Annotated in this window: 12 protein-coding genes; 7 read left to right on the top strand and 5 right to left on the bottom strand. The window is 66.5% G+C overall.

Going from position 1 to position 18,671, the window contains the following annotated elements; genetic code table 11:
• The first annotated feature begins 179 nt into the window (after positions 1-179).
• From aceE to lpdA, 3 genes are all read left to right on the top strand, one after another.
• Positions 180-2,909 carry a pyruvate dehydrogenase (acetyl-transferring), homodimeric type gene (aceE, locus tag ASC67_RS00805; RefSeq protein ID WP_056314423.1) on the top strand — a complete coding sequence of 910 codons (2,730 nt, stop codon included), beginning with the start codon at positions 180-182 and terminating at the stop codon, positions 2,907-2,909.
• Positions 2,910-3,002: 93 nt separating this feature from the next.
• A complete protein-coding gene (gene aceF / locus ASC67_RS00810) occupies positions 3,003-4,658 on the top strand; it encodes a dihydrolipoyllysine-residue acetyltransferase (RefSeq protein WP_056314424.1) in 1,656 nt (551 codons plus the stop codon).
• A 13-nt stretch (positions 4,659-4,671) separates the two neighbouring features.
• Positions 4,672-6,468, top strand: a complete 1,797-nt coding sequence (gene lpdA / locus ASC67_RS00815; RefSeq protein ID WP_056314425.1) for a dihydrolipoyl dehydrogenase — start codon at positions 4,672-4,674, stop codon at positions 6,466-6,468.
• A 13-nt stretch (positions 6,469-6,481) separates the two neighbouring features.
• Here lpdA and ASC67_RS00820 read toward each other — a convergent pair whose 3' ends face one another.
• From ASC67_RS00820 to ASC67_RS00830, 3 genes are all read right to left on the bottom strand, one after another.
• Complete coding sequence (locus ASC67_RS00820; protein ID WP_056314426.1) at positions 6,482-7,183, bottom strand: 2-keto-4-pentenoate hydratase; 702 nt, start codon at positions 7,181-7,183, stop codon at positions 6,482-6,484.
• A 97-nt stretch (positions 7,184-7,280) separates the two neighbouring features.
• Entirely contained in the window at positions 7,281-8,660 is a 1,380-nt protein-coding gene (gene gorA / locus ASC67_RS00825) for a glutathione-disulfide reductase (RefSeq protein ID WP_056314427.1), read from the bottom strand.
• Complete coding sequence (locus ASC67_RS00830) at positions 8,657-9,469, bottom strand: glutathione S-transferase family protein (protein WP_056314428.1); 813 nt, start codon at positions 9,467-9,469, stop codon at positions 8,657-8,659. Before ASC67_RS00830 ends, gorA begins: the two co-directional genes overlap by 4 nt.
• A 143-nt stretch (positions 9,470-9,612) precedes the next feature.
• On the opposite strand from ASC67_RS00830, the gene ASC67_RS00835 reads away from it, so the two are divergent.
• Positions 9,613-10,512, top strand: a complete 900-nt coding sequence (locus tag ASC67_RS00835) for a LysR family transcriptional regulator (RefSeq protein ID WP_082535746.1) — start codon at positions 9,613-9,615, stop codon at positions 10,510-10,512.
• A gap of 108 nt (positions 10,513-10,620) precedes the next feature.
• On the opposite strand, the gene ASC67_RS00840 is transcribed toward ASC67_RS00835, so the two are convergent.
• Positions 10,621-13,089, bottom strand: coding sequence for a sodium-translocating pyrophosphatase (locus tag ASC67_RS00840; protein ID WP_056314429.1), 2,469 nt, complete (start codon positions 13,087-13,089; stop codon positions 10,621-10,623).
• A 241-nt stretch (positions 13,090-13,330) separates the two neighbouring features.
• Between ASC67_RS00840 and ppa the strand changes: the two genes are divergently transcribed.
• On the top strand, positions 13,331-13,870 hold the full coding sequence (gene ppa, locus ASC67_RS00845; protein WP_056314430.1) for an inorganic diphosphatase: 540 nt from the start codon (positions 13,331-13,333) through the stop codon (positions 13,868-13,870).
• Positions 13,871-13,994: 124 nt separating this feature from the next.
• Entirely contained in the window at positions 13,995-16,760 is a 2,766-nt protein-coding gene (locus ASC67_RS00850) for a pitrilysin family protein (RefSeq protein WP_056314431.1), read from the top strand.
• A gap of 74 nt (positions 16,761-16,834) precedes the next feature.
• On the opposite strand, the gene ASC67_RS00855 is transcribed toward ASC67_RS00850, so the two are convergent.
• Positions 16,835-17,305 (bottom strand): Lrp/AsnC family transcriptional regulator, encoded by a 471-nt coding sequence (locus tag ASC67_RS00855; RefSeq protein WP_056314432.1) that lies wholly within the window; start codon positions 17,303-17,305, stop codon positions 16,835-16,837.
• Between the two features lie 127 nt (positions 17,306-17,432).
• On the opposite strand from ASC67_RS00855, the gene rocD reads away from it, so the two are divergent.
• The gene (gene rocD, locus ASC67_RS00860; protein ID WP_056314433.1) at positions 17,433-18,668 is read left to right on the top strand and encodes an ornithine--oxo-acid transaminase; all 1,236 of its coding nucleotides are present in this window, start codon (positions 17,433-17,435) and stop codon (positions 18,666-18,668) included.
• Positions 18,669-18,671 lie beyond the last annotated feature (3 nt).

Genomic DNA, 18,671 nt, shown 5'->3' on the forward strand with positions numbered 1-18,671 from the left:
CAGAGTGAATCGGCGTCGCGGGAAGCTCCCTCCAGGCGAATGTTGGTGGGTGGATGGCTACGTAAATTCCACAATAAGAAATCAACTGGCACCATTTGAAAAAATAAAGCGGCTATGCAATACTGAAATCAAGCATCAGTCCAGGGCGCGCCACAGCACCCGATCCAAGGAGACAAGACATGTCTGCATTGCCGGAATCCTTTGGCCGCACGGCCGCCAACGACAGCGACGCGCAGGAAACGCGCGAGTGGCTGGAGGCGCTGGCCGCCGTGATCGACAGCGAGGGGCCGCAGCGCGCGCACTTCCTCCTCGAGCGCCTGATCGACGAGGCGCGCCAAGCTGGCATCGACATGCCGTTCTCGGCCACCACGCCCTACGTCAACACCATCCCGGCAGGCCAGGAACTGCACAGTCCGGGGCAGATCGACATCGAGGAGCGCCTGCGCGCCTACATGCGCTGGAACGCGATGGCGATGGTGGTCAAGGCCAACCGGCTCGACCCGGCCGATGGCGGTGACCTCGGCGGCCATATCTCGAGCTTCGCGTCGCTGGCCACCATGTTCGGCGCCGGCTTCAACCACTTCTGGCACGCCGACGACACCGACCAGGGCGGCAACCACGGCGGCGACCTGCTCTACATCCAGGGCCATTCGTCACCCGGCATCTACGCGCGCGCCTTCATGGAAGGTCGCATCACCGAGGAGCAACTGCTCAACTTCCGCCAGGAAGTCGACGGCAAGGGCCTCTCGAGCTACCCGCACCCGAAGCTCATGCCCGGGTTCTGGCAGTTCCCGACGGTGTCGATGGGCCTGGGCCCGCTGATGGCGATCTACCAGGCGCGCTTCCTGAAGTACCTGCATGCGCGCGGCATCGCCGACACCTCCAAGCGCAAGGTCTGGGTGTTCTGCGGCGACGGCGAGATGGACGAGCCCGAATCGCTGGGCGCCATCGGCCTGGCGGCTCGCGAGAAGCTCGACAACCTGATCTTCGTCATCAACTGCAACCTGCAGCGCCTGGACGGCCCGGTGCGCGGCAACGGCAAGATCATCCAGGAGCTCGAGGGCGAGTTCCGCGGCTCGGGCTGGAACGTCATCAAGCTGATCTGGGGCAGCTACTGGGACCCGCTGCTGGCGCGCGACAAGGAAGGCCTGCTGCGCAAGGTGATGATGGAGACGGTCGACGGCGACTACCAGGCGATGAAGGCCAACGACGGCGCCTTCGTGCGCAAGCACTTCTTCGGCCAGCACCCCAAGCTGCTGGAGATGGTGTCCAAGCTGAGCGACGACGACATCTGGCGCCTCAACCGCGGCGGCCACGACCCGCACAAGGTGCATGCCGCCTACCACGAGGCCGTGAACCACAAGGGTCAGCCCACCGTGCTGCTGATCAAGACGGTCAAGGGCTATGGCATGGGCAAGATCGGGGAGGGCAAGAACACTGCCCACCAGACCAAGAAGCTGGTCGACGAGGACGTGAAGGCCTTCCGCGACCGCTTCAACATCCCCATCCCCGACGACAAGCTACACGACATCCCGTTCTACAAGCCGGCCGACGACACGCCCGAGATGCAATACCTGCACGAGCGCCGCAAGGCCCTCGGCGGCTACCTTCCCAAGCGCCGCGCGAAGGCCGACGAGCAACTGCCGGTGCCCGATCTGTCGGTGTTCCAGGCGGTGATGGAGCCGACGGCCGAAGGCCGCGAGATCAGCACCACGCAGGCCTACGTGCGCTGCCTGAACGCGCTGCTGCGCGACAAGGCCCTGGGCCCGCGCACCGTGCCGATCCTGGTGGACGAGGCGCGCACCTTCGGCATGGAAGGCCTGTTCCGCCAGATCGGCATCTACAACCCTGCGGGGCAGCTGTACACGCCGGTCGACAAGGACCAGGTCATGTACTACAAGGAAGACAAGGCCGGCCAGATCCTGCAGGAAGGCATCAACGAGGCGGGCGGCATGAGCTCGTGGATCGCCGCGGCGACGTCGTATTCGACGAACAACCGCATCATGATCCCGTTCTACATCTACTACTCGATGTTCGGGCTGCAGCGCGTGGGCGACCTGTGCTGGGCGGCGGGGGACATGCAGGCACGTGGCTTCCTGCTCGGCGGCACCTCGGGCCGCACCACGCTCAACGGCGAAGGCCTGCAGCACGAGGACGGCCACAGCCACATCCTCGCGAGCACGATCCCCAACTGCATCAGCTACGACCCGACCTTTGCGCACGAGGTGGCGGTGATCATCCACCATGGCCTGAAGCGCATGGTCGAGCAGCAGGACAACGTCTACTTCTATCTCACGCTGCTCAACGAGAACTACGCGCAGCCGGGCCTGAAGCCGGGCACCGAGGCGCAGATCGTCAAGGGCATGTACCTGCTGCTCGAGGGCGCGGCGAAGAAGAAGGACGCGCCGCAGGTCAACCTGCTGGGCAGCGGCACCATCCTGCGCGAGTCGATCGCCGCGAAGGAGCTGCTCGAGAAGGACTGGGGCGTGGCCGCCAACGTGTGGAGCTGCCCGAGCTTCAATGAGCTTGCCCGCGACGGCCAGGACGCCGACCGCTGGAACCTGCTGCACCCGGCCGACAAGAAGCCGCGCGTGCCCTTCGTGACGCAGCAGCTCGAGCCGCATGCCGGCCCGGTGGTGGCGTCGACCGACTACATGAAGGCCTTTGCCGAACAGATCCGCGCCTTCATCCCGAAGGGCCGCAGCTACAAGGTGCTGGGGACCGACGGCTTCGGCCGCAGCGACTTCCGCACCAAGCTGCGCGAGCACTTCGAGGTGAACCGCCACTACGTGGTGGTCGCCGCCTTGAAGGCGCTGGCCGACGAGGGCACGGTGCCGGCGACGAAGGTGGCCGAGGCGATCAAGAAGTACGGCATCAATGCCGACAAGGTGAACCCCCTTTACGCGTAAGCGGAGCACGGGGTTCGCCTCGCGGCGAAGGCGCGCGTCGCACCATGACGCCAGCCACGGCCACGAGCAGCGTCCCCGCACGGAGACAAGAACATGGCGCTGATGGAAGTGAAGGTCCCGGACATCGGGGATTTCGAGGCGGTCGAGGTCATCGAGGTGCTGGTCAAGCCCGGTGACACGATCAAGGCAGAGCAAAGCCTGGTCACGGTCGAGAGCGACAAGGCTTCGATGGAGATCCCGTCGTCGCACGCCGGCGTGGTGAAGGAACTCAAGATCAAGCTCGGCGACAAGGTGAGCGAGGGCACGGTGGTTCTGGTGCTGGAGGCCGCTGGCGCGGCTGCGGCCCCACCCGATGCCGCTCCTGCAACACCCGCCGCCGCCGCGCCGCCGTCTGCTGCTGCGGCGCCTGCCGTTGCTTCGGTGGCGCCCGCGGCGAGCGGCCCCGTCGAGGTCGTGGTTCCGGACATCGGTGACTTCGATGCCGTCGAGGTGATCGAGCTGCTGGTCAAGCCCGGCGACGTGGTGACCGCCGAGCAGAGCCTGATCACCGTCGAGAGCGACAAGGCCTCGATGGAGATTCCTTCGTCGCACGCCGGCACCGTGGAGCGCCTGCTGGTGAAGCTGGGCGACAAGGTTTCGAAGGGCACGCCGGTGGTGGTGCTGCTGGGCGCCGGCACTGGTGCGACCCCCGCGTCGGTCGCGGCCAAGGCCGCCGACGCTGCCCCGGCCGCAGCGGCGGCCTTGCCGCTGGCCAGCCAGCCGGTCGAGCGCACCGCGCCGACCGCCGCGCTGCCCGCCCACGAGCCGACTGCGCCGCAGGGCCACCTGCCGCACGCGTCGCCCTCGGTGCGCCGTTTCGCGCGCGAGCTCGGCGTGCCGCTGACGGAAGTGAAGGGCAGCGGCCTGAAGGGCCGGATCACGCTGGAAGACGTGCAGGGCTTCGTCAAGGGCGTGATGTCCGGCGAGACGCGCACCGCGCAGGCCGGCAAGGCGCCGGCGGCGTCCGGCGGCGGCGGGCTGGACCTGCTGCCGTGGCCCAAGGTCGACTTCACCAAATTCGGCCCGGTGGAGCGCAAGGACCTGTCGCGCATCAAGAAGATCAGCGGCGCCAACCTGCACCGCAACTGGGTCGTGATACCGCACGTCACCAACCACGACGATGCGGACATCACCGAGCTCGAGGCCTTCCGCGTGCAGCTCAACAAGGAGAACGAGAAGTCCGGCGTCAAGGTCACGATGCTGGCCTTCCTGATCAAGGCCAGCGTCGCGGCGCTGAAGAAATTCCCCGAGTTCAATGCCTCGCTCGACGGCGAGCAGATCGTGCTGAAGCAGTACTTCCACATCGGCTTCGCGGCCGACACGCCCAACGGGCTGGTCGTGCCGGTGATCAAGGATGCCGACAAGAAGGGCATCTTCCAGATTTCACAGGAGATGAGCGAACTGGCGAAGAAGGCGCGCGATGGCAAGCTGGGACCGGCCGACATGAGCGGTGGCTGCTTCAGCATCAGCTCGCTCGGTGGCATCGGCGGTCGCTACTTCACGCCGATCATCAACGCGCCCGAGGTGTCGATCCTCGGCGTGTGCAAGAGCAGCACCGAGCCGCGCTGGGACGGCAAGGCCTTTGTGCCGCGCCTGATCCTGCCGCTGTCGCTGAGCTGGGACCACCGCGTCATCGACGGCGCCGCGGCCGCCCGCTTCAACGCCTACCTCGGTCAGATCCTGGCGGACTTCCGCCGCGTGCTGCTGTGAGAGGGGCGCGGACATGGCACTGATCGACATCAAGGTCCCCGACATCGGTGACTTCAAGGACGTGGCGGTGATCGAGCTGCTGGTCAAGCCGGGCGACACCGTCTCGGCCGACCAGAGCCTGATCACCGTCGAGAGCGACAAGGCGTCGATGGAGATCCCGTCCTCGCACGCCGGCGTCGTGAAGGCGCTCAAGCTGAAGGTCGGCGACACCGTCAACGAAGGATCGGTGATCCTGTCGCTGGAAGCGGTGGGGGCCGAGCCCTCACCTCAACCCGCTCCCGCTGCCTCTCCCGCTCCCGCCCCGGCGGGAGAGGGCCGGGGTGAGGGTGGGGCGGTGGCGCCAGCCGCCGCGAGCTACGCCGGCGGCGCCGACCTCGAATGCGACCTGCTGGTGCTGGGGGCCGGCCCCGGCGGCTATTCGGCCGCCTTCCGCGGCGCCGACCTGGGCCTGAAGGTCGTGCTGGTCGAGCGCTACGCGACGCTCGGCGGCGTGTGCCTGAACGTCGGCTGCATCCCGTCGAAGGCGCTGCTGCACGTGGCCGCCGTGATGGACGAGGTCTCGCACTTCGAGTCCCTGGGCGTGAGTTTCGGCAAGCCGAGCGTGGACCTCGCCAGGCTCAAGGCCCACAAGGACAAGGTGGTCGGCAAGCTGACCGGTGGCCTGGCCGCGATGGCCAAGATGCGCAAGGTCACCGTGGTGACCGGCAGCGGTGAATTCGCCGACCCGCACCACCTGAAGGTCGTGCTGGCGAAGGACGGCGCGACGCAGACGATCCGCTTCAAGCACGCGATCATCGCGGCCGGATCCGAAGCGGTGAAGCTGCCCTTCCTGCCGAAGGACGACCCACGCGTCGTCACGTCCACCGGCGCGCTCGAGCTGCGACAGCAGCCGAAGAAGATGCTGGTGATCGGCGGCGGCATCATCGGCCTGGAGATGGGCACGGTGTACTCCACGCTGGGGGCCAAGCTCGACGTGGTCGAGATGCTCGACGGCCTGATGCAGGGCGCCGACCGCGACCTCGTCAAGGTGTGGCAGAAGATGAACGCGCCGCGCTTCGACAAGCTGATGCTCAAGACCAAGACGGTCGGCGCCGAAGCGACGAAGGACGGCGTCCGCGTGCAGTTCGAGGGGCTGGACGGCACGAAGAGCGAGGGCGTCTACGACCTCGTGCTGCAGGCCGTCGGCCGTACGCCCAACGGCAAGAAGATCGGTGCCGAGAAGGCCGGCGTGATCGTCGGCGAGCGCGGCTTCGTTCCGGTCGACATCCAGATGCGCACCAACGTGCCGCACATCTTCGCGATCGGCGACATCGTCGGCCAGCCGATGCTGGCGCACAAGGCGGTGCACGAGGCCCACGTGGCGGCCGAGGTGGCGGCCGGCGCGGTGCTCGGCGACGCCAAGCTGGCGACGAGCTCCTTCAACGCGCGCGTGATCCCGAGCGTGGCCTACACCGATCCGGAAGTGGCCTGGGTCGGGCTGACCGAGGACGAGGCCAAGGCGCGCGGTATCAAGGTGAAGAAGGGCCTGTTCCCGTGGACGGCCTCGGGCCGCGCGATCGCCAATGGCCGCGACGAGGGCTTCACCAAGCTGCTGTTCGACGAAGCATCGCACCGCATCGTCGGCGGGGGCATCGTCGGCACACATGCGGGCGACATGATCGGCGAGATCGCGCTGGCCATCGAGATGGGTGCCGACGCGGTGGACATCGGCAAGACCATCCACCCGCACCCGACGCTGGGCGAGAGCATCGGCATGGCGGCCGAGGTGGCGCACGGCTCGTGCACCGACCTGCCGCCGGCCAAACGCTGAGACGCGTCGCCGCTCAGTCGAAGCGCGCTCGCACCGCCCCGAGAACGCCGAACGTTGCTTCGAACACCTGGCCCTGCTCAGCCGGGTGAGCACGGGTGAGGCCGCCGGTGAGCACCAGCGCACCGGCCGGCACGGACTGGCCGCGCTCGGCCAGGAAGTCGGCCAGCCAGGCCAGCGCGAGCAGCGGGTCGCCCATCGCGTCGGCGCCGCGACCGCGGTCGAGCACGTGGCCGTCGGCGCTCAACTCGACCGCCACGGCGGCGAGATCGAGGTCGTCGCGCCACGCTGTCGGCGGGCCGGTCACGAAGCCCGCGCTGGAGCTGTTGTCGGCGATGTTGTCGACCGTGCTGAAGCGGTAGTCCGGATAGCGGGTGTCGACGATCTCGAGCGCCGGCAGCACCGCCTCCAGGTGACTCGACACGCTCGCGCGGGTGTGGCCGGGTCCGGCGAGTTCGCGGCCGAGCCGCAACGCGATCTCGGGCTCGACACGCGGGTGGATCAGCCGAGCACGGGCGATCGCCCGGCCCTCGGCGCCGAGCCGGTGCTGTTCGGTGAGCACGCCGTAGTTCGGATGGGCGATGCCCATCTGCGCGCGCATCGCTGCGCTGGTGTAGCCGAGCTTGAAGCCGATCGGCGGCACGCCGCGGCGTCGCAACGTCGCGGCCTGGATCGCGTAGGCATCGGGTTCGTCGAGGCCGGGGTGGACCGAGCTCAACAGCGCCGTCGGCGTGCACCCGACCTCGGCCGCCCACAGGCGCGCGGAACAATCGTCAAGGATCTGATCTGAGGTCCGTACAGAAGGATTCATCGCCTTAGGGGTCCGTTGTGATGAATGGTTCATTGCTCGGTTTACGCAAGGTGACGAACTCCTCCGCGGAGGTCGGATGAACACCGAGGGTGGTATCGAACACCCGCTTGGTTGCGCCGGCTCTCAAGGCGATGGCAATGCCTTGAATGATTTCGGCTGCGTCGGATCCCACCATGTGTGCACCCACGACGCGGTCGCTGGCGTGATCTACGAGAAGTTTCATGAAAGTTCGTTCGTTGCCTCCGGCCAATGTCTGTTTGAGGGCGCGAAAGCTGGACTTGTAGACCACCACGTCGCAATACCGGAGCCGTGCTTGCGCTTCGGTCAGCCCGACGGTCGCGATGGCCGGCTGGCTGAATACGGCGCTCGGGATCAATTCGTAATCCACCCGCGGACCTTCTTCGCCAAGGAGATGTCTGACCAGTTGCATGCCTTCGGATAGGGCGACCGGGGTGAGTTGAGTGCGGTCGATTACGTCGCCGATCGCGTAGATCGAGGGCTCATGGGTCTGTAAATGTTCGTTTACGACAATAGCGCCATTGGCCTGCTGCCGGACGCTTGTATTTTCCAGACCAAGCCCCGCAACATTGGGGAGACGCCCCGTGGCATAGAGGACGCAATCAGTCAATTCGCGACTGCCGTCACTGAACGTCACGAGCAAGCATCCATCCGCCTGTTTTTCGATAGCGCATATGCCGCAGCCGAAGTTAAGGAGTACGCCCCGCTTGCTCATCTCCTCAGCTGTGATCCGGCGTATGTCCTCGTCAAAGCCGCGCAGGAATAACTCGCCGCGATACACCAGTCGAGTCCGTGTACCGAGACCGGCGGCGATGCCGGCGAGTTCAAGGGCAATATAGCCTCCACCGACAATGACCGCTCGCTTTGGGAAATGCTCGAGGGAAAAGATGTCATTTGAGGTGATCGCATGTTCGCGCCCCGGCACATCCGGCACGAACGGCCAGCCCCCGGTGGCGATCACAATGCGTTCGGCGCTCCAATTGCGTGCACCCACGCTGACCATGTGCGCTCCTGTGATCGTCGCGCGGCCCTCGATCAGCTGGCAGCCGGAATTGACCAGCAGCGCGCGGTAGACGCTGGTTAGACGTTCAATCTCGGCATCCGTGTTGTCCCGCAAGGTCGACCAGTTGAACGCAACTTCGGCCAAGCGCCATCCATAGCCGCGTGCCTGTTGGAACGCTTCGGCGAACTGCGCGGCGTACGCGAAGAGCTTCTTCGGGATGCAGCCGACATTTACGCAGGTGCCACCCAGCCGAGAAACTTCGGCGACAGCGACGCGCATCCCTCGCTCGCTCGCCATGCGAGCCGCCCGCACACCACCTGAACCAGCCCCGATTACAAACAGGTCAAAGTCGTAGCACTTCACGCGTTCGCCCTTGAGTCGCTCGACGATGCTAAGTGCGTGCTGATCGTCCGCCAGGCTGACTCACCCTTGGTGAGCAGATCGATCTGAACTTCGGGCGGAAAATCGCGAGCCACAGAGTCCTCGTACGACTCGCGCCCGCGGCAGCGCAAAAACCAGTCGGCCACCCGAGGGCAATCCTCGTACATGAGGGTCCAGCCGAACTGCAAGACGGTTTGGAAGTAGGGTGCCAAGCACACGTCGGCGAGGCTGAAGGCGTCACTCACCATCCAGCGGTGCTGGGCCAGCGCCGCTTCCATATCGAGGATCGTCTGGCGGTACACGTGTACTGCGTCGACGACATCTGGGGCCTCGAGTCCAAACTTGACCAAGCGTCTCTGGCGCTCGCGGCGTGGTTTTTCCGGGATCCGCGCCAACAACGCTTCACGCTCTGCCTCGCTTTTCTCCATCAGTGCGGGACGCATCACCAGTGGCCACTGCAAGGCTCCGCAGGACGGATGAAGCTTGTTGTCTACATGCTTCATCCACAGCCGCATATTTGCCAACTGGTAGGGATGGGTGGGTTTGAGGCCGGTATTGGGATACGCATCATCCAAATATTCGCAGATGACGCTGGATTCAATAACCGGGCGACCATCGTGGACCAAGGTAGGCACAACACCCAGTGGATTGAGTTTCAGGTATTCCGGCCGCAAGTTCTCCTTCTGCGATAGATCGACATGGTGCTTGATCCACTCCAGCTTCTTTTCGGCCAGGACGATGCGAACTTTCTGGGCACAGGGTGACATCGGGTGGGTATACAGCTCGAGCATGGAAACTCCGGTGGTGGTTGCGCTGGTCGGGTAGCCGGTCGATGGACTCGACGATTCGCAAGCCTATCGTCCCCGCTGCTTGGCGATAATCATCACAAGCGGCAAAGACGCTGTGAATCGAGTTCACAAATCAGGAGGGTGGCTTGGATAAATGGACCGAGATGCAGGTGTTCGTGGAATCGGTCAAGCGCGGCAGCTTTTCCGCTGCCGGGCGCCAGTTGAATCTTTCGCCGTCGGCGATCAGCAAGCTGCTCTCGCGACTGGAATCCAGGTTGGGCGTACGGTTGATCAATCGCACGACGCGCAGCCTCAGCCTGACCGAGGGCGGTGAGTGCTATTTCAAGCGATGCCTGGAGATCCTGGCCGAGATCGAGAACGCCGAAGATTCGCTGACCAGCTTCGTGCGCGAGCCGACGGGTACTCTGCGCATCAACAGCACCCAGGGCTTCGCCAAGCACCAGTTGCTGGAGCTCATGGCTGAATTTCAGGGGCGCTACCCGCGTTTGACGCTGGAGTTCCAGATCACCGGGCAGGCGATCGACCTGATCGACGAAGGCGTGGATCTGGCGATCCGACTGGGCGAATTGAGAGATACCAGTCTTGTCGGCCGCAAGCTCGGCGAGAGTCAGCGCCTGGTCTGCGCCAGTCCCCGGTATCTGAAAGTCAGAGGACGACCGACGCGGCCATCGGACCTGTTACAGCACGATTGCCTTCGCCTGTCCACCAGCGATCTCTTCAATCAATGGCATTTCACCAGCACCGAGGGACCGGAGCTGGTCAATGTCCAAGGGCATTTCGTGACCGACAACGTCGATGTGCTTCACGAATACGCACGACTGGGTGGAGGTATCGTCCGTCTGTCTGCATTCATGGTGGCCAAGGATATTGCGGCAGGACGCTTGGTGCCGTTACTGACCGACTATCACATTGATAAGCAATTGATTTATGCGGTCTATCCTCATCGCAGACACCTGCCGGCCAAGGTGAGAGTGCTGCTGGAGTATTTGACCGAGAAGTTTTCGCCGAAACCACCTTGGAATTAATAGCGATGATCTCGATCGCGCCGGTTATCTCCGTCCCGCCAAATCCTGCGTTGCTTCAGAAAAAGGAAGAGCCCGCCGAGGCGGGCTCTTGTCGATCCCGTGATCGGGCTACTCGAGCTTCACCTCGACGCGCCGAGCCTCGGCCGCATCGCCGGCATTGAGCTGCTCGGGCTTCTTCAGCTCGACCTTGTCTTCGGCCACACCCGCCGCCTTCAAGGCGTCGCGCACGGCCAGCGCGCGCTGCTTGGCGAGCTCGACGTTCTTGTCCGGGTCGCCGGTGGCGTCGTGATAGCCGCTGACCACGGCCTTCTTGCCCGCCGCCACGCCCTTGGCCACGTCGGCCAGGGCCTCGGCCGCGCCGCCCGCCAGGGCCGACGAGGCGGTGGCGAAGTAGAACTTCACCACGCCGTTCTCGACCTTGATGCTGGCGCCGTCGGCACCGGCCACCGCAGGGGCCGGTGCCGGAGCCGGGGCTTCGACCGCCGTCGGCGCAGCGTGCGATGCCGCGCCGTCATGCCCGGCCGCGGCCGGCAGCAGCGGCACGATCAACAGCGCCACGATGTTGATGATCTTGATCAACGGGTTGACGGCCGGGCCGGCAGTGTCCTTGTACGGGTCGCCCACGGTGTCGCCCGTGACGGCCGCCTTGTGGGCCTCGCTGCCCTTGCCGCCGAAGTGACCTTCCTCGATGTACTTCTTGGCGTTGTCCCACGCGCCGCCGCCGGTGCACATCGAAATCGCGACGAACAGACCGGTGACGATGGTGCCCATCAGCAGGCCACCGAGCGCCGCCGGGCCGAGCAGCAGCCCGACGACGATGGGCACCACCACGGGCAGCAGGCTGGGGATGATCATCTCCTTGATCGCCGCCGAGGTGAGCATGTCGACCGCCGCGCTGTAGTCGGGCTTGCGCTTGCCGGCCATGATCTGGCCGTCCTGGAACTGGCGGCGCACTTCGACCACCACGGAACCGGCGGCGCGGCCCACGGCCTCCATCGCCATCGCACCGAACAGGTAGGGGATCAGGCCGCCGATGAAGAGGCCGACGATCACCGACGGGTTGCTGAGATCGAAGCTCACCAGCTTGCCGGCGGCCTCGAGCGTGTGCGTGTAGTCGGCGAACAGCACCAGCGCGGCGAGACCGGCCGAGCCGATCGCGTAGCCCTTGGTCACCGCCTTGGTCGTGTTGCCGACGGCGTCCAGCGGGTCGGTGATGTCGCGCACGCTCGACGGCAGCTCGGCCATCTCGGCGATACCGCCGGCGTTGTCGGTGATCGGACCGTAGGCGTCGAGCGCCACCACGATGCCGGCCAGGCTCAGCATCGACGTGGCGGCCACCGCGATGCCGTACAGGCCACCGAGCTGGTAGGACGCCAGGATGGCGCCGCAGACGAACACCACCGGCCAGGCCGTCGAGCGCATCGACACGCCCAGGCCGGCGATCACGTTGGTGCCGTGGCCGGTGGTCGAGGCCTGCGCCACGTGCTTGACGGGTGCGTACTGGGTGCCGGTGTAGTACTCGGTGATCCACACCAGCAGCGCCGTCAGCACCAGGCCGACGACCGCGGCGCCGAACAGGCGCAACTGGGTGCCGGTCTCGTAGATCGCGTTGTCGGGCATCACCCACTTGGTGATGAAGAAGAAGCCGACCAGCGAGATCACGCCGGCGACGATCAGGCCCTTGTACAGCGCCGGCATCACGTTCTTCATGCCGGGCGTGGCCTTCACAGCGCTGCAGCCGATGATCGATGCGATGATCGAGAAGCCGCCCAGCGCCAGCGGGTAGAGCGCGGCCTGCATCGGCGCGGCCACCACCATCAGAGAGCCCAGCACCATCGTCGCGATCAGCGTGACGGCGTAGGTCTCGAACAGGTCGGCCGCCATGCCGGCGCAGTCGCCGACGTTGTCGCCCACGTTGTCGGCGATCACCGCCGGGTTGCGCGGGTCGTCCTCGGGGATGCCGGCCTCGACCTTGCCCACCAGGTCGGCGCCGACGTCGGCCCCCTTGGTGAAGATGCCGCCGCCCAGCCGCGCGAAGATCGAGATCAGGCTGGACCCGAAGGCGAAGCCCAGCAGCGGCTTCAGCGCCGGTGCCAGACCGCTGGTCGGCGTGACCTGGCCATTGCTGGTGAGGAACCAGAACACGATGCCCACGCCGAGCAGCCCGAGGCCCACCACCAGCATGCCGGTGATGGCGCCGCCCTTGAAGGCCACGTCGAGCGCCTCCTTCATGCCGCGCGTGGCCGCCTGGGCGGTGCGCACGTTCGCCTTGACCGACACGTTCATGCCGATGAAGCCGCAGGCGCCCGACAGCACCGCACCGATCACGAAGGCCACCGCGGTGGGCAGGCCGATGAAGATGCCGATCAGCACCGTGAGGATCACGCCGACGATGGCGATGGTGCGGTACTGCCGCGCCAGATAGGCGGCCGCGCCTTGCTGGATGGCTGCCGCGATCTCCTGCATGCGGGCGTTGCCCGCGTCCTGTTTGAGGATCCAGCTGCGCTGGACAAAGCCGTAGACGACGGCCGCGAAACCGCAGAGCAGCGCAAAGATGAGCGCCAGGGAACTGGACATGGAAAGGGTCTCCTTCCTCGTTAGAGGTCCTCGGTGAAAGGGCTTGCACCGCGACTCTTCGCTGAAGACACCACGCTCGTGGCATCCCGGCCGGGTTGCCGGCGCATGCTAAGTGAAGCCCCTCGAAGCCGCAATGGAATTGGCGCGTGCGGTCCGGCACGGTCGCGCAGGGCCTCGGTCAGTCCCACGACAGGCCGCTGCTTAGAATTCGGGTTTCCCCGCGATTCCGGAGACAGGACCCATGAGTCTGCACAAAGTGACCCCCGGCGCCAAGGCGCCCGAGCAGTTCAACGTGATCATCGAGATCCCGATGAACGCCGACCCGATCAAGTACGAGGTCGACAAGGAAAGCGGCGCGCTGTTCGTCGATCGCTTCATGACGACCGCGATGCACTATCCCTGCAACTACGGCTACGTGCCGCAGACGCTCTCCGACGATGGGGACCCGGTCGACGTGCTGGTGATCACGCCTTTTGCGCTGACCCCGGGCGTGGTGGTGACCTGCCGGGCCATCGGCGTGCTGAAGATGGAAGACGAGGCCGGCGGCGACGCCAAGGTCCTGGCTGTGCCCACCACCAAGATCCTGCCGATCTACGACCACTGGAAAAAGCCGGAGGACATCAACCAGATGCGCCTGAAGGCGATCCAGCACTTCTTCGAGCACTACAAGGACCTCGAGGCCGGCAAGTGGGTCAAGGTGCAAGGTTGGGAAGGCCCGGAAAGCGCGCAGGCTGAAGTGCGCTCCGGCATGGAGAACTACCTCAAGGCCAAGAAAGTCTGACTGACGACCGGCTGGCGTCGCCAGCGCTGCGCTCGGGTATGCCCCTGAGGCGGCGATGTGCGAAACCTGCTGGCTACACTGCGGGCCTCCATCACACCGCCTCGGTGGTTGCGAGGCCCGCAGCATGTTCTCGAAGTACTTCGTCGCCGGCGCGCTCGCGCTGGTCGTGATGCAGGTGTCGCCGACGGCGGTGGCAGCCGGCCAGGCCGTCCCGGCAACCAGCCCGGTCTCCTCTGCAGGCCTGCCGCGCGGCGTGACCACGGTCACCCAGGTCGAGGGCATCACCGAATACCGACTGGCCAACGGGCTGCAGGTGCTGCTGGTGCCCGATGCCTCCAAACCCACGACGACCGTCAACCTGACCTACCACGTCGGTTCTCGCCACGAGAACTACGGCGAGACGGGCATGGCGCACCTGCTTGAACACCTGATGTTCAAGGGCACGCCGACCACGCGCAACGTCTGGGGCGAGTTCACCAAGCGCGGGCTGCGGGCCAACGGCAGCACCTGGTTCGATCGCACCAACTACTTCGCCAGCTTCGCGGCCAACGAGGACAACCTGAAGTGGTTCCTGTCGTGGCATGCGGATGCCATGGTCCACAGCTTCATCGCGCGCAAGGATCTCGACTCCGAGATGACGGTGGTGCGCAACGAGATGGAGATGGGTGAGAACAGCCCCGGCCGCATCCTCTACCAGAAGACGCTGGCCGCGATGTACGACTGGCACAACTACGGCAAGGACACGATCGGCGCGCGCAGCGACGTCGAGAACGTCGACATCGCACGGCTGCAGGCCTTCTACCGCCAGTACTACCAGCCCGACAACGCCACGCTGGTCGTCAGCGGCCAGTTCGACACCGCCAGGGTGCTCGCCTGGGTGCAGCAGTACTTCGGGAAGATACCGAAGCCCCGCCGCGTGCTGCCCACGCTGTACACCATCGATGCCGCCCAGGACGGCGAACGCGCGCTGACGCTGCGCCGTGTCGGCGGCGCACCGCTGCTGTACACGGGCTATCACGTGCCGGCCGCGGCGGATCCGGCGTTCGCCGCCATCGAGCTGCTCGCGCTGGTGCTGGGTGATGCGCCTTCAGGGCGGCTGCACAAGCGGCTGGTCGAGAAGCAACTGGCCGCGAGCGTGGGAGCCGAACCGTTCGGCCTGCACGATCCCGGCGCGGCGCTGTTCGTGGCGCAGCTCGCGCCCGGGCAGGAGATCGACCGGGCGCGAGGCGAATTGCTCGCGGTGCTGGAGTCGGTCGCGGCCGAGCCGGTCACGGCCGAGGAACTGGAGCGCGCGCGCGCCAAGTGGCTCAAGGGCTGGGACCTGGCGTTCACGAACCCGGAGACGGTGGGCGTGTCGCTGTCGGAGTCCGTCGCGCAGGGCGACTGGCGCCTGTTCTTCCTGATCCGCGACCGCATCAAGGCGGCCACGCTGGAGGACGTGCAGCGCGCTGCCGTCGAGCGGCTGCTGCCGTCGAACCGCACGCTCGCGACCTACCTGCCGACCGACAAGCCGCAGCGCGCGCCTGCCCCGAAGGCCGTGGACGTGGCGGCGCAGTTCAAGGACTTCAAGCCGCAGGCAGGCGCCAGCGCGGTGGCCGCGTTCGACACCACCCCGGCCAACATCGACGCGCAGACGCAGCGTTTCGCGCTGGCCAGCGGCATGAAGGTCGCGCTGCTGTCCAAGCCGACCCGCGGCGGCGTGGTGAATGCGGTCCTCTCGCTGCACTTCGGTGACGAGAAGAGCCTGGCCGGCCAGGGTGAGGTGCCGGCGCTGGTGGCCGCGATGCTGGACGAAGGCACGGCGAAGCTCTCTCGCCAGCAGATCCGTGACCGGCTCGATGCGCTGCAGGCCGAGGTGGGCTTCTCCAGCAGCACCGGCAGCGTGAACGCGACGATCGCCACCAAGCGCCAGAACCTGCCGGCGGTGATCGCGCTGGTCGGCGAGCTGCTGCGTGAGCCCTCGTTCCCGCCGGCCGTGCTGGAAGAGCAGCGCAGCCAGGCGCTGACCGGCGTGGAGCAGCAGCGCAAGGAACCCGAAGCGGTGGTGGCCAGCGCGATCGACCGCCACGTGAACCGCTATCCGCGCGGCGACGTGCGTCACGCCAAGAGCTTCGACGAACTGGTGGCCGACATCCAGGCGGCGACGGCGGAGCAGCTGCGCGCCTTCCATCGCCGCTTCTACGGCGCCTCGCATGCCGAATTCGGCGCCAGCGGCGACCTCGACGTGCCGGCGGTGAAGCAGGCGCTCGAGGCGGCCTTCGGCGACTGGAAGAGCAGCGAGCCCTACGCGCGGGTGGCCGATCCGCTGGCGCCGGTGCCGCCGGCCCGCCTGATGCTGCCGACGCCCGACAAGCAGAACGCGCACATGGCGGTGTTCCTGCCGGTGCAGTTGATGGACAGCGACCCCGACTACGCGCCGCTCACGCTGGCCAACCACCTGCTGGGCGGCGGCGGCAGTTCGCGGCTGTGGGTGCGCATCCGCGAGAAGGAAGGGCTGTCCTACGGCGTCTACAGCCAAGTGGCTTGGAACCAGGAAGAGCGCAATTCGCCGTGGCAGGCGCAGGCCATCTTCGCGCCGCAGAACCGTGCCAAGGTCGAGGCGGCGTTCAAGGAAGAGGTCGCGCGTGCACTCAAGGAGGGCTTTACCGCCACCGAACTGCAAGAGGCGCAACGCGGCCTGATCAGTTCGCGCCGCCTGTCGCGCGCACAGGACGCGCGCCTGGCCGCCGGACTGGCGAACAACCTGCGGCTGGACCGCACGTTCGCGATCTCGCAGCAGGTCGACGACGCGATCGCTGCGGCGACGCTGGACCAGGTGAACGCTGCGCTGCGCAAGTACATCCAGCCCGAGGCGTTCGTCTACGGCTTCGGTGGCGACTTCAAGGAGTAGGGTTCGCACCCGCCGAGCGGGTGCGCGGTCGGCTTGGGGCGGCCTGGCGCTCGACCGCGTGCGGGCGCCCCGTTTCAATCGGTCGTCGTCGGCAGCGGCGAGGGCGGCTTGATCTCTTCCATGCAGATCATCGAGCGCACGTTCGCGACGCCGGAGATCTGCATCAGCCGATCGGTCAGGAACTGGCTCAGCGACTTGAGATCGCGCGTCACGACCTTGAGCAGGTAATCCGAGTCGCCCGAGACGGTGTGGCATTCGAGGATCTGCGGGAAGCCGCGGATGGTCTGCTCGAACTCGCGCACGTGGCCGAACTGCTCGGCGGCGATGTCCACGCTGACGAAGGCCATCACGCCCAGGCCCAGCGCCTCGCGATCGACCCGCGCCGCGTAGCCGCGGATGACGCCCCGCTCCTCGAGCGACTTGACGCGCCGGAAGCACTGCGGCGCCGACAGGTGCACCGCCGCCGACAACTCGACGTTCGAGGCACGGCCGTGGGCCTGGAGTTCGGCCAGTAAACGGCGGTCGAGTGTGTCCAATGTGCTCATATTCTAGATTTCACGCACGAAGCATGCGCTAAAAATTGAATATGCACAACGAATGGAACGCATATTGCGTTCAGTCGTCTCTACAGTGAGGAGCTGGGGGAGCCGCCCCCGAGTTCAGGAGATCGCCATGACCATTCACCCCGGCTTCCCCTTGTCGGCCAGCCCGATCGCACTGGAAGAGCACTACGGTGCCGCGAACTACGCACCCTTGCCGGTCGTGCTGACGCGCGGCGAGGGCGTCTACCTGTGGGGGCAGGATGGTCGGCGCTATCTCGACATGATGTCGGCCTATTCGGCGGTCAGCTTCGGTCACGGTCACCCGCGGCTGGTCGAGGCGCTGGTCGCGCAGGCCCGGCAACTGGCCGTGACCTCGCGCGCCTTCCACACCGACCGCCTCGGCCCCTTCCTCGAACGCCTGTGCCGACTGACCGGCATGGACCGGGCGCTGCCGATGAACACCGGCGCCGAGGCCGTGGAGACGGCGCTGAAGGCGGCCCGCAAGTGGGGCTACACGGTCAAGGGCATCGCCGAGGGTCGCGCGCAGATCATCGTCGCGGCCAACAACTTCGCCGGGCGCACGACCACCATCGTGGGTTTCTCGAGCGAAGCCCAGTACCGCAGCGGCTTCGGGCCCTTCGCGCCCGGCTTCGTGAACGTGCCCTATGGCGATCCGGCGGCACTGGAAGCGGCCATCACCGACGACACCTGCGCCTTCCTCGTCGAGCCGGTGCAGGGTGAGGCCGGCATCGTCGTGCCGCCGGCCGGCTATTTGAAGGCAGTGCGCGAGATCTGCACGCGCCGCCACATCCTGATGATCTGCGACGAGGTGCAGACCGGCCTGGGCCGCACCGGCCGGGTGCTCGCCTGCGATCACGAGGGCGTGCGGCCCGACGGTCTCACGCTCGGCAAGGCGCTGGGCGGCGGGCTCCTGCCGGTCAGCGCCTTCCTGGCGCGCGAGGAGGTGATGGCGGTGTTCACGCCCGGCGACCACGGCTCCACCTTCGGCGGCAATCCGCTGGCAGCGGCCGTGGGCGACATGGCGTTGCAGGTGCTGGTGGAGGAGAAGCTGTCCGAGCGAGCGGCCGAGCAGGGCGCCGTGCTGCTCGAGCGCCTGCACGCGCTGCGGCACCCCGCGATTCGCGACGTTCGCGGCCAGGGGCTGCTGGTCGGCGTGGAGATCGATCCCGGGTTCGCCTCGGCCCGCAGCGTGTGCGAGGGCTTGTTGCATGAAGGCGTGCTGAGCAAGGACACCCACGGTACGGTGGTGCGCTTCGCGCCGCCGCTGGTCATCGGTGCGCGCGAGATCGGCGACGCCGTGGCGGCACTGGGGTGCGTGCTCGGGCGCCTGGGCAAGGCAGCGTGAGCG

Origin of the sequence: Methylibium sp. Root1272 (genome assembly GCF_001425905.1) — a bacterium.
Taxonomy (GTDB): Bacteria; Pseudomonadota; Gammaproteobacteria; order Burkholderiales; family Burkholderiaceae_C; genus Methylibium.

What these genes read in the sequence shown, in the direction of transcription:
- ppa (WP_056314430.1), top strand. Translation starts at nt 13,331, where the DNA reads ATGAGTCTGCACAAAGTGACCCCCGGCGCCAAGGCGCCCGAGCAGTTC.
- ASC67_RS00855 (WP_056314432.1), bottom strand. Translation starts at nt 17,305, where the DNA reads ATGAGCACATTGGACACACTCGACCGCCGTTTACTGGCCGAACTCCAG.
- ASC67_RS00830 (WP_056314428.1), bottom strand. Translation starts at nt 9,469, where the DNA reads ATGCTCGAGCTGTATACCCACCCGATGTCACCCTGTGCCCAGAAAGTT.
- ASC67_RS00840 (WP_056314429.1), bottom strand. Translation starts at nt 13,089, where the DNA reads ATGTCCAGTTCCCTGGCGCTCATCTTTGCGCTGCTCTGCGGTTTCGCG.
- ASC67_RS00850 (WP_056314431.1), top strand. Translation starts at nt 13,995, where the DNA reads ATGTTCTCGAAGTACTTCGTCGCCGGCGCGCTCGCGCTGGTCGTGATG.
- rocD (WP_056314433.1), top strand. Translation starts at nt 17,433, where the DNA reads ATGACCATTCACCCCGGCTTCCCCTTGTCGGCCAGCCCGATCGCACTG.
- lpdA (WP_056314425.1), top strand. Translation starts at nt 4,672, where the DNA reads ATGGCACTGATCGACATCAAGGTCCCCGACATCGGTGACTTCAAGGAC.
- aceF (WP_056314424.1), top strand. Translation starts at nt 3,003, where the DNA reads ATGGCGCTGATGGAAGTGAAGGTCCCGGACATCGGGGATTTCGAGGCG.
- aceE (WP_056314423.1), top strand. Translation starts at nt 180, where the DNA reads ATGTCTGCATTGCCGGAATCCTTTGGCCGCACGGCCGCCAACGACAGC.